Source organism: Rhodopseudomonas palustris, from assembly GCF_013415845.1.
Classification (GTDB): Bacteria; Pseudomonadota; Alphaproteobacteria; order Rhizobiales; family Xanthobacteraceae; genus Rhodopseudomonas; species Rhodopseudomonas palustris_F.
In genome coordinates this window covers 3,196,784-3,210,086 of the sequence record NZ_CP058907.1, presented here as the reverse complement: position 1 = coordinate 3,210,086, position 13,303 = coordinate 3,196,784, and the positions used below count along the sequence as shown (strand labels likewise).

Sequence of the window (13,303 nt, the reverse complement as noted above, 5' to 3'; positions counted from 1 at the left end):
CACGACCGAAGGAATGGCATCCACGTCGTTTTTCCCGCCGCGTCCTTCGTCGACCCTGGCCGAGATCGCCAGCCTGACGAAAGCAACGCTGGTTGATGCTTCGTACGCGGAGCATCGCATCACCGGACTGGCCTCGCTCGACGAGGCCGGCCCCATGCACTTGAGCTTTTTCGAGAATCTCCGTTACTCGGATGAACTCGCGAACACGCGAGCGGGCGCTTGCCTTGTTAGCGAGCGGTTCGAGGGCAGGGTGCCCTCACACGTTGCTGTGCTGCGCGCGCGTCGTCCGTTCCACGCCTTTGTGGCCTACGCCCGGCATCTCTATTCCGATGCGTTGCGTCCGCACACCGGCGTTGGAGCGCCTGGCATCGCGCCGACGGCCGTGATCCACGAGACCGCCAAGCTCGAAGACGAGGTCACGGTCGAGCCGCTGGCGGTGATCGGCCCCGACGTCGAGATCGGTTCGGGCACGGTGATCGGGGCGGGCGCGGTGATCGCTGCCGGCGTCAAGATCGGTCGCGATTGCGATATCGGTGCCGGCAGCCATCTGCAGCACGCGCTGATCGGCAACAACGTTCTGATGCATCCGGGCTGCCATATCGGCCAGGACGGCTTCGGCTTCATTTTCGCCGGTCAGCACACCAAGGTGCCGCAGACCGGACGGGTGATCATCCAACACGATGTCGAGCTCGGCGCCGGGACCACGATCGATCGCGGGTCGCTGCGTGACACCGTGATCGGCGAGGGTACCAAGATCGACAATCAGGTTCAGATCGGCCACAACGTAACAATTGGTCGACATTGCGTGATCGCCGCCAAATGCGGTCTTGCCGGCAGCCTGACGCTGGGCGACAACGTCGCGCTCGGCGCCATGGTCGGCATCAACAATCATGTGGTGATCGGCGACGGCGCCCAGGTGGCGGCGATGTCCGGGGTGAAGGACAGTATTCCCGCGGGTGAGCGCTGGGGCGGCATCTTCGCGCGGCCGACCAGAACATGGTTCCGGGAAATGCTCGCGGTACGGCGGCTCGCTGAAGGCAGCGGAGCCGAGACGGCGGCAAGACCCGACGACGACAGGGATGAAGGACGGGGGTGATGGAATCGCCGATTCGCTTTGAGAACGTTGACATCAACACCATCCTCAAGACCCTGCCGCACCGTTTTCCGTTTCTGCTGATCGATCGGGTGATCAACATCCGCGAGGACTACAGCGGCATCGGCATCAAGAACGTCACCGTCAACGAGCCGGCGTTCCAGGGCCACTTCCCGGAGCGACCGGTGTATCCCGGCGTTCTAATGATTGAGGGCATGGCCCAGACCGCGGGCGTGATCGGCATCCTGTCGGTCACCGGTACCGAGAAGCCGCGCGCGGTGTATTTCCTGACCATCGACAAGTGCAAGTTCCGCAAGCCGGTGATGCCGGGCGATACCGTGGAGTATCACCTGACCCGCACCGGGCGGCGCAAGACGATGTGGTGGTTTCACGGCGAGGCCAAGGTCGACGGTCAGATCGTGGCGGAAGCCGATGTCGGCGCAATGCTGGCAGATTGACGGGCTGAATGAGCACAATTGATCCGACTGCGCGTATCGAAGACGGCGCCGTCATCTGCGACGACGTTACCATCGGGCCGTTCTGCACCATTGGCCCGCACGTCAGCATCGGCGCCGGTACGACGCTGATCGGCCATGTCAACGTCACCGGCCATACCACCATCGGTGAAGGCTGCACGATCCATCCGTTCGCCTCGCTGGGCGGCGCGCCGCAGTCGACCGGCTACAAGGGCGAGCCGACCACGCTGATCATCGGCAACGCCTGCACCATCCGCGAAAACGTGACGATGAACACCGGCACGGTCGGCGGTGGCGGCGTCACGCGCGTCGGCGACCGCGGGTTCTTCATGGCGGCGAGCCATGTCGGCCACGACTGTATCGTCGGCAATGACGTGATCTTCGCCAATGCCGCCACCCTCGGCGGTCATTGCGAGATCGGGGATTTCACCTTTATCGGCGGCATGACTGTGCTGCAGCAGTTCACCCGGGTCGGCCCCCAGGTGATGATTGGCGGTATGAGCGGGCTGCGCACCCACGTCATTCCGTACGCGCTCGCCAACGGCATCTATGCGAAGCTCGCCGGGTTGAATATCGTCGGCATGCGCCGGCGGAAGTTCACCAAGGAGCGGCTCGCGATTGTGCGCTCGTTCTTCAACGACCTGTTCTATAGCAGCGGCCCCCTGGCCGAACGGCTCGAACGGGTGCGTCCGCGCACGGCGGAAGATCCGGCGATTGCCGAGATCGTCGCGTTCATCGACGACATCAAGGGCCGCGGCGGCCGCGGCCAGCGTGTCGCGCTGTGCATGGCGCGTGAGGGCGGTGCGGCCGTCAATGACGGTGACGACGCCTGACCGGCCGGCTTGGCCATGACCGATCCATCACTGCAGATTGGCGCGCCCGTCGGCATCATCGCCGGCGGCGGCACGCTGCCATTCGCGGTTGCCGACTCGCTCGCGGCGCGCGGCCTGACGCCGGTGCTGTTCGCGCTAAAGGGAAGCTGCGACCCCGAGCGTGTCACCGCGTACCGGCATCACTGGCTCCGGATGGGAGCTTTCGGCAGACTGCTGCGGCTGCTACGCGACGAGGGGTGCCGCGACCTGGTGTTCATCGGCTCGTTGGTGCGGCCGGCGCTGTCGGACATGCGGCTCGACTGGGGCGCGATCAAGGTGCTGCCGGCGGTGCTCGCGGCCTATCGGGGCGGTGACGATCACCTTCTGACCGGCGTCGGCCGGCTGTTCGAGCGCCACGGCTTCCGCTTGCTCGGCCTGAAGGATGTGGCCACCGACCTGCTGATGCCCGAGGGCTGTCTCACTCGTGCTGCGCCGGATGCTGGCGTTGAAGCCGATATCGCCAAAGGGCGCGCGGTGCTGGCGGCACTCAGCCCATTCGACATCGGCCAGGGCTGCGTCGTGATCGATGGTCACGTCGTGGCTGTCGAAGACACCGGCGGCACTGACGAGCTGCTGCGACGAGTAGCGCAGCTCCGCGACAGCCGGCGAATCCGGGCCAAGCCGGGACATGGCGTGCTGGTGAAGGCGCCCAAGACCGGTCAGGACCTGCGCTTCGATCTGCCTGCGCTCGGACCGAAAACCATCGAAGGACTGATCACCGCGCAGCTCGGCGGTGTTGCCGTGGTGGCCGGGCATACCGTCGTGGCCGAGCCGCAGGAGATGATCGCGGCTGCCGACAAGGCCGGCGTGTTCGCGGTCGGGATGCCGGCATGAGCGGCGCTGCAAAGACCGGGGATCGCGTACGGACGGTCTATCTGATTGCGACTGAAGAGTCGGGGGATCGGCTCGGCGCCGCGCTGATGCGCGAACTGAGGGCGCGGCTCGGATCGAAGGTCCGGTTCGCCGGTGTCGGCGGCCACTGCATGGCCGGCGAGGGGCTGGCATCGCTATTTCCGATCGAGGAGCTGTCGATCATCGGCTTCGCTGCCGTGGTGCAGCGGCTGCCGATGATCCTGAAGCTGATCCGCCGTGCGGTCGACGCGGCGCTGACGGCCAAGCCCGACATCCTGGTGATCATCGACAGCCCCGACTTCACCCACCGCGTGGCGCGCCGGGTCCGGCAGCGCGATCCGTCGATTCCGATCGTCGACTACGTCTCGCCGACGGTGTGGGCGTGGCGGCCGGGACGGGCGCGGGCGATGCTCGGCTATGTCGATCACGTGCTGGCCCTGCTGCCGTTCGAGCCGGCGGAGTATCGCCGGCTGCAGGGCCCGCCATGCAGCTATGTCGGCCATCCGCTCACCGAGCAGTTCGGCTCGTTACGACCTGACGCAGCCGAGCAGGCGCGCCGCGAGGCGTCCCCGCCGGTGCTCTTGGTTCTCCCGGGCAGCCGGCGCAGCGAAGTGCGCCATCACGCTGCTGCGTTCGGCGACACGCTGGCGCGGCTGAAGCACGAGGGCGTCGCATTCGAAGCTGTATTGCCGACCACGCCGCATCTGGAAGGGCTGGTCCGGGCCGCGGTTGCGTCCTGGGAGGTGCAGCCACGGATCGTCGTCGGCGAACAGGACAAACGCGGCGCGTTCAGGATCGCGCATGCGGCGCTAGCAAAATCGGGCACGGTGACGCTGGAGCTCGCGATCGCTGGCGTGCCGATGGTGACGGCGTATCGGGCCGGCAGCGTCGAGATCTGGATCGCGCGGCGCGTGGTCCGTCCCGGCACCGTGATCCTCGCCAATCTGGTGATGGGTGACGATGTGATCCCGGAGTTCATCCAGGAAGATTGCGTGCCCGACAAGCTCGTCCCGGCGGTGCGCGACCTGCTCGGCAACACGCCGGCGCGGCGGCGCCAGCTCGCGGGCTTTGCGAAGATCGACGACATCCTGTCGACCGGCGAGCAGACGCCGAGCGGACGTGCGGCCGATATTGTGCTGGACGTGATGCGCCACGCCTGATTGCGGCCGGCCGCTGCGATTAAAGAGGGTGTTGTTGCAATCTATTCTCAATAGTTTGGAGCTAGCCTACCGACGCGTCGAAGCTCCAGTTTGAGCGTCCATGGACCGGAGAGGACGCGGACCGTCTCAACCGGAGCTCTCCCTCTATGAAGAAAACCAAAATCGAGTCTGCCTCGGCGCTTGATACGCTGTTCGCGTCGGTGACCGTCGTTCACCGCAGGAATTTTCTCGCAACCGGCGCTGCTGCCTTCGGTGCGGCTGTATTGCCTGCCGGGGCGACGGTTGCGGATGCTAAGCCTGCACTGGCCACGGCGCCGACGGAGCAAGATCGTCGCTACATGACGCAGGCCATCGAATTGATGCGCAAGGCAGGTGTGGTCGAAAAGACAGGTGGCGCGTTCGGGGCCGTGATCGTGCGTGATGGCGAAGTACTCTCGGCGACCGGCAACAGTGTGCTGCGCGACAACGATCCGTCCGCCCACGCCGAAGTCAATGCGATCCGCGCCGCGTGCAAGAAGGTTGGCGCGCCGAACCTGCGCGGCGCAACGATGTACACAAGCTGCGAATGCTGTCCGATGTGCTACGCCACCGCTTACTGGGCGCGGCTCGATCGGATCTTCTACGCGGCGTCGTGGACCGACTATGCGGACTTGTTCGACGATTCCAATATCGGCGCTGACATGAAGAAGCCCTACGCAAAACGCCAGGTTAAGATCGCGCAGATGATGCGCGGCGATGCGCAGAAGGTCTGGAATGAGTTCCGCGCGCTGCCGGATCGGGCTCGCTACTGAGTTTAGCGGAACGGCTCCGGCCCGCTGCGGCCCCAAAGCAGAACGGCGAACCGCTGGAGCGGTTCGCCGTTCGATTATCGAGCCGGGTCGACGATCAGCCGCGCTTGCCGATCTCGACGTAGTTGCGGGTGGTCGCACCGGTGAAGAGCTGGCGCGGACGGCCGATCTTCTGCTGCGGGTCCTCGATCATCTCGCTCCACTGGCTGATCCAGCCGACAGTGCGGGCGACCGCGAACAGCACGGTGAACATGTCGGTCGGGAAGCCCATCGCCTTCAGCGTGATGCCCGAATAGAAGTCGACGTTCGGGTACAACTTGCGGTCAATGAAGTACTGATCGCTGAGCGCGATTTTCTCGAGCTCCATCGCCACCTTGAGCAGCGGGTCGCCGTGATGGCCGGTTTCGGCCAGCACTTCGTGGCAGACCTGCTGCATGATCTTGGCGCGCGGATCGTAGTTCTTATAGACGCGGTGGCCGAAGCCCATCAGCCGCACCGACGAGCTCTTGTCCTTCACCTTGGCGATGAAGTCCGGGATGTTCTCGACGGTACCGATCTCCTTCAGCATCGCCAGCGCCGCTTCGTTGGCACCGCCATGAGCCGGGCCCCACAGGCAGGCGATACCCGCCGCGATACAGGCGAACGGATTGGCACCCGACGAGCCGGCGATGCGCACGGTCGAGGTCGAGGCGTTCTGCTCGTGGTCCGCGTGCAGCGTGAAGATCTTGTCGAGCGCGTTCGCCAGCACCGGATTGACGACGTATTCCTCGCACGGAGTCGCGAAGCACATCCGCAGGAAGTTCGCTGCGTAGCTGAGCGTGTTCTTCGGATAGATGAAGGGCTGGCCGACCGAGTACTTGTAGGCCATCGCGGCCAGCGTCGGGACCTTCGCGATCATCCGGATCGAAGCGACCATCCGCTGGGTCGGATCGTTAATGTCGGTGGAGTCGTGGTAGAATGCGGCGAGCGCGCCGACCGAAGCCACCATCACCGCCATCGGATGCGCGTCACGACGGAAGCCCTGGAAGAACCGGGCCATCTGCTCGTGAACCATGTTGTGGCGGGTGACGCGGTAGTCGAAATCTTCCTTCTGCGCCTTGGTCGGCAGTTCGCCGTACAGCAAGAGATAGCAAGTTTCTAGGAAGTCGCCTTTTTCGGCGAGCTGTTCAATCGGGTAACCGCGATACTCGAGAACGCCTGCGTCGCCGTCGATGTAAGTGATTTTGGACTGGCAGCTCGCCGTCGACGTGAAGCCCGGATCGTAGGTGAACATTCCGGTCTGCGCGTAGAGCTTGCCGATGTCGATGACGTCGGGACCGACTGTCCCGGTGAGCACCGGAAGATCGAAGTTCTTGTTTCCAACCGTCAGCGTTGCCGTTTTGTTGTTGGTCGTTGCGTCCATCGTGTGGTCCCCGATGTTCGTTGGCGAAACCAGCCGTATGCGCAGCGCTCTTGCGAGCGAGACTGGTTGTCTTGAAGCGCTGGCGGAAAGGCGTAGCTCATTGCAGTGTGCACTGCAAGGCGGCCTGACGCGAGCCGTTTCCCGGGTTTTTTACGCGGCCTGATCGGCGAGCCGGGACAGGCACTCGTCGCGCCCCAGCACCGCCAAAACGTCGAAGATTCCCGGCGATGTGGTCCGTCCCGTCAGCGCCACGCGGAGCGGTTGCGCCACCGCGCCGAGCTTCAGCCCAGCCTGCTCGGCGAACGCCCGCATCGCTGCCTCGGTGGTCGCCGCCGTCCACGGCGATACATCCTCCAGCGCGGCGCGCAGCCGGCCGATCAGCTGCCGGGTTTCGGGCGTCAATACCGCCTGCGCCTTGGGATCGAGGGCCAGCGGCCGATCGGCGAAAATGAAGCCGGCGTTGTCGAGCAGCTCGATCAGCGTCTTGGCACGCTCCTTCAGCCCCGGCATCGCCTGGGTGAGCTTGGCGCGGATGCTGTCGTCGAACTTGGCGGCGATCGCCGGGCCCTGGGGGATGTATTTCAGCAGGTCCTCGAGCAGGGTCACGAGAGAGTGATCATCGCTCTGGCGGATGTAGTGACCGTTGAGGCTCTCGAGCTTGGCGAAATCGAACCGCGCCGCGGAACGTCCGATCGCAGGCAGGTCGAACGCATCGATCATTTCCTGCGTGGTAAAAATTTCCTGATCGCCGTGGCTCCAGCCGAGTCGGACCAGATAGTTGCGCAGCGCGGCCGGCAGGTATCCCATCGCGCGGTAGGCGTCGACGCCGAGCGCGCCGTGGCGCTTCGACAGTTTCGAGCCGTCGGGGCCGTGGATCAGCGGGATGTGCGCCATCACCGGCAGCTCCCACTCCATGGCGTCGTAGATCTGCTTCTGACGGGCTGCGTTGATCAGATGGTCGTCGCCGCGGATGACGTGGGTGACGCCCATATCGTGGTCGTCCACCACCACCGCCAGCATGTAGGTCGGGGTGCCGTCGCCGCGCAGCAGCACCAGGTCATCGAGGTTCTCGTTCTGCCAGGCGACACGGCCCTGCACCTGATCCTCGATCACTGTCTCGCCGGCCAGCGGCGCCTTCAGCCGGATGGTCGGCTTGACGCCTTCCGGGGCCTCGGACGGATCGCGGTCGCGCCAGCTTCCATCGTACAGCTTGGCGCGGCCCTCGGCGCGGGCCTTTTCGCGCATCGCCGTCAGCTCCTCGGCGGTGGCGTAACAGCGGTAGGCCTTGCCGGCCGCCAGCAACTGCTCCGCGACCTCACGGTGCCGCGCCGCACGTGCGAACTGGTAGACGGTGTCGCCGTCCCAATCGATCCCGAGCCATTTCAGCCCGTCGAGGATGGCGTCGATCGCCTCCTGGGTCGAGCGCTGGCGGTCGGTGTCCTCGATTCGCAGCAGCATCGTGCCGCCGTGCTTGCGCGCGTACAGCCAATTGAACAGCGCGGTGCGGCCTCCGCCGATGTGCAGAAAACCAGTGGGCGAGGGCGCGAAGCGGGTGACAACGGGACGGGTCATTCGAACCAATTGCAGGGAAGGGAACGCGCCGGAGCGGCGCGCAGGGTGTATAGCAGGATCGGCGCATAACTAAAGTGGTCCGCACAGCCCCTGGGGGTTGGCGCGGGGCGACGGATTTGGCAGATACCCCTTTCGGTTCCGACCAGTAGGACGATTGACGCATGACGACGGCAGATACAGCGGCGGGCGAGGCAGGGCGCGACTTCATTCGCGACATCGTCCAGGCCGATCTCGACAGCGGGAAGCACCGGACCATCGTGACCCGGTTCCCGCCGGAGCCCAACGGCTATCTGCATATCGGCCATGCCAAGTCGATCGCGCTGAATTTCGGCATCGCGCAGGAATTCGGCGGTCGCTGCCATCTGCGGTTCGACGACACCAATCCGACCAAAGAAGAGCAGGAATACATCGACTCGATTCAGGCCGACGTCCGCTGGCTCGGCTTCGACTGGGGCGAGCACATGTTCTACGCCTCGGACTATTTCGAGCAGCTCTACGCCTGGGCGGAGCTGATGATCAAAAACGGCGACGCGTATGTTGACGATCAGTCGCAGGACGAGATCCGCGCCAGCCGCGGCACGCTGACCGAGCCCGGCAAGAACAGCCCATTCCGCGATCGCTCGGTCGAGGAGAATCTCGACCTGTTCCGGCGGATGAAGGCCGGCGAATTCCCGAACGGCGCGCGGGTGCTGCGCGCCAAGATCGACATGGCGTCGGGCAACATCAACCTGCGCGATCCGGTGCTGTACCGCATCCTGCACGCCCACCATCCGCGCACGGGCGACAAATGGTCGATCTACCCGAGCTACGACTACGCGCACGGCCAGTCGGATGCGATCGAAGGCATCACCCATTCGATCTGTACGCTGGAGTTCGAGGATCACCGGCCGCTGTACGAATGGCTGCTGTCGAAGCTGCCGGTGCCGTCGCAGCCGCGCCAGTACGAATTCGCGCGACTCAACATCACCTACACGCTGCTTTCGAAGCGCGTGCTGACCGAGCTGGTGCGCGGCGGCCATGTCGCGGGCTGGGACGACCCGCGGATGCCGACGATCGCGGGCATGCGGCGTCGCGGCGTGCCGCCGGCGGCGCTGCGCGACTTCGTCAAGCGGATCGGCGTCGCGAAAGCCAACAGCGTGGTCGATCTCGGTATGCTGGAGTTCTGCATCCGTGAGGAATTGAATCGCACGGCGCAGCGGCGGATGGCGGTGCTGAAGCCGCTGAAGGTGGTGATCGAGAACTACCCGGAAGGCCAGACCGAACAACTCGAGGCGATCAACCATCCAGACGATCCGAGCCTCGGCACGCGCAAGATCGCCTTCGGCCGCGAGATCTACATCGAGCAGGACGATTTCATGGAGAACCCGCCGAAGAAATTCTTCCGGCTGTCTCCAGGCAATGAGGTGCGGCTGCGCTACGCCTACTTCATCAAGTGCCGCGACGTGGTCAAGAACGACGCCGGCGAGATCGTCGAGCTGCGCTGCACCTACGATCCGGAAACCCGCGGCGGCAACGCGCCCGACGGCCGCAAGGTCAAGGCGACGATGCACTGGCTGCCGGCGGCGCAGTCGGTGAAGGCGGAGATCCGGATCTACAATCAGCTGTTCGCTAACCCGGCGCCGAGCGCGTCGACCTTTGCCGACGATCTCAATCCGCAGTCGCTCGAAGTCCTGACCGAGGCGCGGATCGAACCGGAGACGGCGGCGAGCACGTCGGCCGAGCCGCTGCAGTTCGAGCGCCAGGGTTACTTCGTCCGCGATCGCGACTCGACCGCAGATAAGCCGGTGTTCAATCGCACCATCGGGTTGCGCGATACCTTTGCCAAGGAAGTCGCGAAGGGGTGAGCGACCACTGATCCTGATTGCGCTCCGCCGGTGATTGCTGGCGGACGCATTCTGCTCCACTGTTCTGTCCGCGGCGGACGGGGGCGGGTGCCGTGGAGCGGCGCGATCGGACCAGAGCACGGACATGGCCGACCAGGGCGCCGGCGGGCGCGGGTGCGTTGCTGCCCTTCGGCCTGTCGTGGGGACCGGCGTTTCTTGATCTGTTACGCGACTGGGTGCGGGCCGAAGCGGGGCCGGGCCGGTTGCTGCCGTGGACGCCGGTGGCGTTCGGCGCCGGTATTGCCTTGTACTTCGCCGCCGATCACGAGCCGGTTGCCTGGGTGGCAGCTGCGACCGCGGCTGGCTTCGTCATCGCGGCTGTCCTGCTTCGGCGCAGCCGAGCATTCGCGCCGGTCTTGTTGCTGACGGCTCTGCTGGCTGGCTTTGCGACAGCGTCGCTGAAAGCTGCGCGGATCGCGCATCCGGTGCTGGCTGCGCCCGTCTTCGCAGCGGAGCTGCGGGGCTTCGTCGAAATCCGGGAAGAGCGCGAGCGCACCGACCGCTTCGTCCTACGAGTGACGCAGATGCAGGCGGCGCGGGCGCCCACGCTGGAGCGGGTGCGTCTGTCGGTGAAGAAGGGTACGGCGCCGGCGGTCGGTAGCTTCGTGACGCTGAAGGTGCGGCTGCAGCCGCCGCTCCAGCCGTTGCGGCCGGGCAGCTACGACTTCGCGCGCGATCTGTATTTCCAGGGCATCGCCGCGTCCGGCTTCGTTCTCGGTGCAATGACCACCGCCGAGCCGCCGCAGGACGGCGGCTGGCGCTTGCGCTACGCCGCGGTGATGCAGGGCCTGCGCGATGCGATCGACGCCCGGATCCGCGCGTCGCTCGGCGGCGATCCGCGCGCGATCGCCACCGCTCTGCTCACCGGCAAGCGTGACGCGATCTCGACGCCGGTGAACGACGCAATGTTCATTTCCGGTCTCGGTCACGTGCTGTCGATCTCCGGCTATCACATGGCGGTGGTGGCTGGCGTGGTGTTCTTCGCGTTGCGCGCACTGCTGGCGCTGATCCCGCGGTTGACCGTGACGTTTCCGATCAAGAAGGCCGCGGCCGCGGTCGCGCTGCTCGCTGCGGCGTTCTATCTGGCGCTGTCGGGTGCGGAAGTCGCGACCCAGCGCAGCTTTCTGATGACCGCGGTGGTGCTGATCGCCGTGATGGTCGACCGCCGTGCCATCACGTTTCGCACATTGGCGCTTGCGGCGCTGGTGGTGCTGCTGATCGCGCCGGAAGCGTTGGTGCATCCGAGCTTCCAGATGTCGTTTGCGGCCACACTCGGTTTGGTGGCGCTGGTGCAGATCGGCATGCCGGCGCTGTTCGGTGCGGACGACAGCTCAGTGGCGGCGCGGGTAGCGACGTGGGGCGGGCGGGAAATTGCGCTGCTGGCGCTCGCCTCGCTGGTCGCCGGTTTCGCGACGATGCCGTATGCCGCCTATCATTTCCACCGCATCACGCCTTATGGCGTGCTCAGCAACCTGGCGGCGATGCCGGTGGTGTCGGCGATCGTGATGCCGGCGGGGCTGCTCGGGCTCGCGGCGATGCCGTTCGGGCTCGATGCGCCGTTCTGGCGGATCATGGAGCTCGGAATCGACTGGATGATCCTGGTCGCGCAATGGGTGGCAGCGCTCCCGGGCGCGGTCGGCCGGGTTACCGCGTTCGGCACCGGACCTTTGCTCGTCGCCTCGCTCGGTATCGTGATGCTCGGCCTGTTGCGCTCGCCGCTGCGCTGGGGCGGGGCGCTCGGCGTTGGCGTCGCCGTCGCCTGGGCAGCGCTGACGCCGCAGCCGGACGTACTGGTTGCCGGCGACGGCAGGCAGGTCGCGGTGCGCGGCGCCGACGGCCGGCTGCACCTGATGCAGAGCGGCGCCGATGCGTTCCGGCTGAAGGAGTGGCTCGCGGCCGATGCCGACTCCCGTGCGCCGGATGCGGCCTCGTTGCGCGCTGGCGTCTCCTGCGATCCGGACGGATGCGTGACGCCATTGGCGGACGGACGGCTGGTGGCGCTGTCGCTGCGGCCCGATGGGCTCGCGGACGACTGCGCCCGCGCCGTGCTTATCATCACCGCCGGCCAGCCGCCGCCGGATTGCGCCGCACGGGTGATCGGTCGGGACGAATTGCAGGCGAATGGCGCGCTGGCGCTGCGGCGGAGCGGAAGCGACCCAGGGCTGTTTGTGGCTGAGGCGACCCGACCTCGCGGCCCGAGCCGGCCATGGGCTCCAGCGACCGCGGAGGCGATGGACGCCACTGTCTCGACCGGACCTTCCGTCCGTCGGCCCCCGGTCGACGCCACGCCAGCCCCGCAGGATCAAACGGGCGAGGAGTGAGGCCCAAAGGGCGGCGCCTGCAGACGGATTGTTGCGATAGCGATGCGCGGCGTTCGTTGCCGCTCGTCTCAATACTTGCGGTAAAGCCCGATCAGCTTGCCCTGGATGCGGACGCGGTTCGGCGGAAGAATCCGCACCTCATAGGCGGCGTTGGCCGGCTCCAGCGCGATCGAGGCGCCGCGGCGGCGGAAACGCTTCAGCGTGGCTTCCTCTTCGTCGATCAGCGCCACCACGATGTCGCCGGTGTCGGCGACGTCGTTCTTCTGGATCAGGGCCATATCACCGTCGAGGATGCCGGCTTCGACCATCGAGTCGCCGCGAACTTCCAGCGCATAATGCTCGCCGGAGCCAAGCATGTCGGCCGGCACGCTGATGGTGTGACTGCGACTTTGCAGCGCTTCGATCGGAGTACCGGCTGCGATCCGGCCCATCACCGGCACTGCGACGCTGCCGCGATCGTGGTCATCCTCAGCCGGAGTCGGGCTCGGTGGGCGCACCTTGCCGAGATTGCCTTCGATCACGCTCGGGGTGAAGCCACGGCGGCTGTTGCCGGGCATGCCGCCGGTGTCAGGCAGTTTGATCACTTCGATCGCTCGGGCGCGGTTCGGCAGCCGGCGAATGAAGCCGCGCTCTTCCAGCGCAGTGATCAGGCGGTGGATGCCCGACTTCGAGCGCAGGTCGAGCGCATCCTTCATCTCGTCGAAGGACGGCGGGACGCCGGCTTCCTTCAGCCGCTCGTTGATGAATTTCAACAGCTCAAACTGCTTGCGCGTCAGCATCGGCGAATCCCCAGTCGGCGATAATGAGCCGGTTCGCGGTGTGTTTCGGTTCGGGCGACAAGCCCTTGCGAGAGCATGATCGTCGCCGAATCTCGAAAACAAATC

Annotated in this window: 11 protein-coding genes; 8 read left to right on the top strand and 3 right to left on the bottom strand. The window is 65.8% G+C overall.

Translation table 11 applies throughout. The features are described 5' to 3' along the window. Positions 1-13: 13 nt before the first annotated feature. From lpxD to HZF03_RS14670, 6 genes are all read left to right on the top strand, one after another. On the top strand, positions 14-1,096 hold the full coding sequence (gene lpxD, locus HZF03_RS14695) for a UDP-3-O-(3-hydroxymyristoyl)glucosamine N-acyltransferase (protein ID WP_011158462.1): 1,083 nt from the start codon (positions 14-16) through the stop codon (positions 1,094-1,096). Then, the gene (fabZ, locus tag HZF03_RS14690) at positions 1,096-1,551 is read left to right on the top strand and encodes a 3-hydroxyacyl-ACP dehydratase FabZ (protein ID WP_011158461.1); all 456 of its coding nucleotides are present in this window, start codon (positions 1,096-1,098) and stop codon (positions 1,549-1,551) included. Before lpxD ends, fabZ begins: the two co-directional genes overlap by 1 nt. Positions 1,552-1,559: 8 nt before the next feature. Then, positions 1,560-2,402, top strand: coding sequence for an acyl-ACP--UDP-N-acetylglucosamine O-acyltransferase (gene lpxA / locus HZF03_RS14685; protein ID WP_119018656.1), 843 nt, complete (start codon positions 1,560-1,562; stop codon positions 2,400-2,402). A 15-nt stretch (positions 2,403-2,417) separates the two neighbouring features. Next, entirely contained in the window at positions 2,418-3,275 is an 858-nt protein-coding gene (locus tag HZF03_RS14680) for an LpxI family protein (protein ID WP_119018655.1), read from the top strand. Next, complete coding sequence (gene lpxB, locus HZF03_RS14675) at positions 3,272-4,453, top strand: lipid-A-disaccharide synthase (protein WP_119018654.1); 1,182 nt, start codon at positions 3,272-3,274, stop codon at positions 4,451-4,453. The genes HZF03_RS14680 and lpxB overlap by 4 nt, the downstream gene beginning before the upstream one ends. Positions 4,454-4,599: 146 nt before the next feature. After that, positions 4,600-5,244: a nucleoside deaminase gene (locus HZF03_RS14670; RefSeq protein WP_011158457.1), complete on the top strand. Its 645-nt coding sequence runs from the start codon at positions 4,600-4,602 to the stop codon at positions 5,242-5,244. Positions 5,245-5,338: 94 nt separating this feature from the next. Here the strand turns inward: HZF03_RS14670 and gltA are convergent, their stop codons facing one another. Both gltA and gltX read right to left on the bottom strand, forming a co-directional pair. Continuing rightward, complete coding sequence (gene gltA, locus HZF03_RS14665; RefSeq protein ID WP_011158456.1) at positions 5,339-6,643, bottom strand: citrate synthase; 1,305 nt, start codon at positions 6,641-6,643, stop codon at positions 5,339-5,341. A gap of 150 nt (positions 6,644-6,793) precedes the next feature. Then, a complete protein-coding gene (gene gltX, locus HZF03_RS14660) occupies positions 6,794-8,215 on the bottom strand; it encodes a glutamate--tRNA ligase (RefSeq protein WP_119020071.1) in 1,422 nt (473 codons plus the stop codon). 161 nt (positions 8,216-8,376) lie between these two features. Between gltX and HZF03_RS14655 the strand changes: the two genes are divergently transcribed. Then, positions 8,377-10,059 carry a glutamine--tRNA ligase/YqeY domain fusion protein gene (locus HZF03_RS14655; RefSeq protein WP_119020072.1) on the top strand — a complete coding sequence of 561 codons (1,683 nt, stop codon included), beginning with the start codon at positions 8,377-8,379 and terminating at the stop codon, positions 10,057-10,059. Positions 10,060-10,151: 92 nt separating this feature from the next. After that, positions 10,152-12,419 carry a ComEC/Rec2 family competence protein gene (locus tag HZF03_RS14650; protein ID WP_119020073.1) on the top strand — a complete coding sequence of 756 codons (2,268 nt, stop codon included), beginning with the start codon at positions 10,152-10,154 and terminating at the stop codon, positions 12,417-12,419. Positions 12,420-12,487: 68 nt separating this feature from the next. On the opposite strand, the gene lexA is transcribed toward HZF03_RS14650, so the two are convergent. Beyond that, complete coding sequence (lexA, locus tag HZF03_RS14645) at positions 12,488-13,198, bottom strand: transcriptional repressor LexA (protein ID WP_012496347.1); 711 nt, start codon at positions 13,196-13,198, stop codon at positions 12,488-12,490. Between the last annotated feature and the right edge of the window lie 105 nt (positions 13,199-13,303).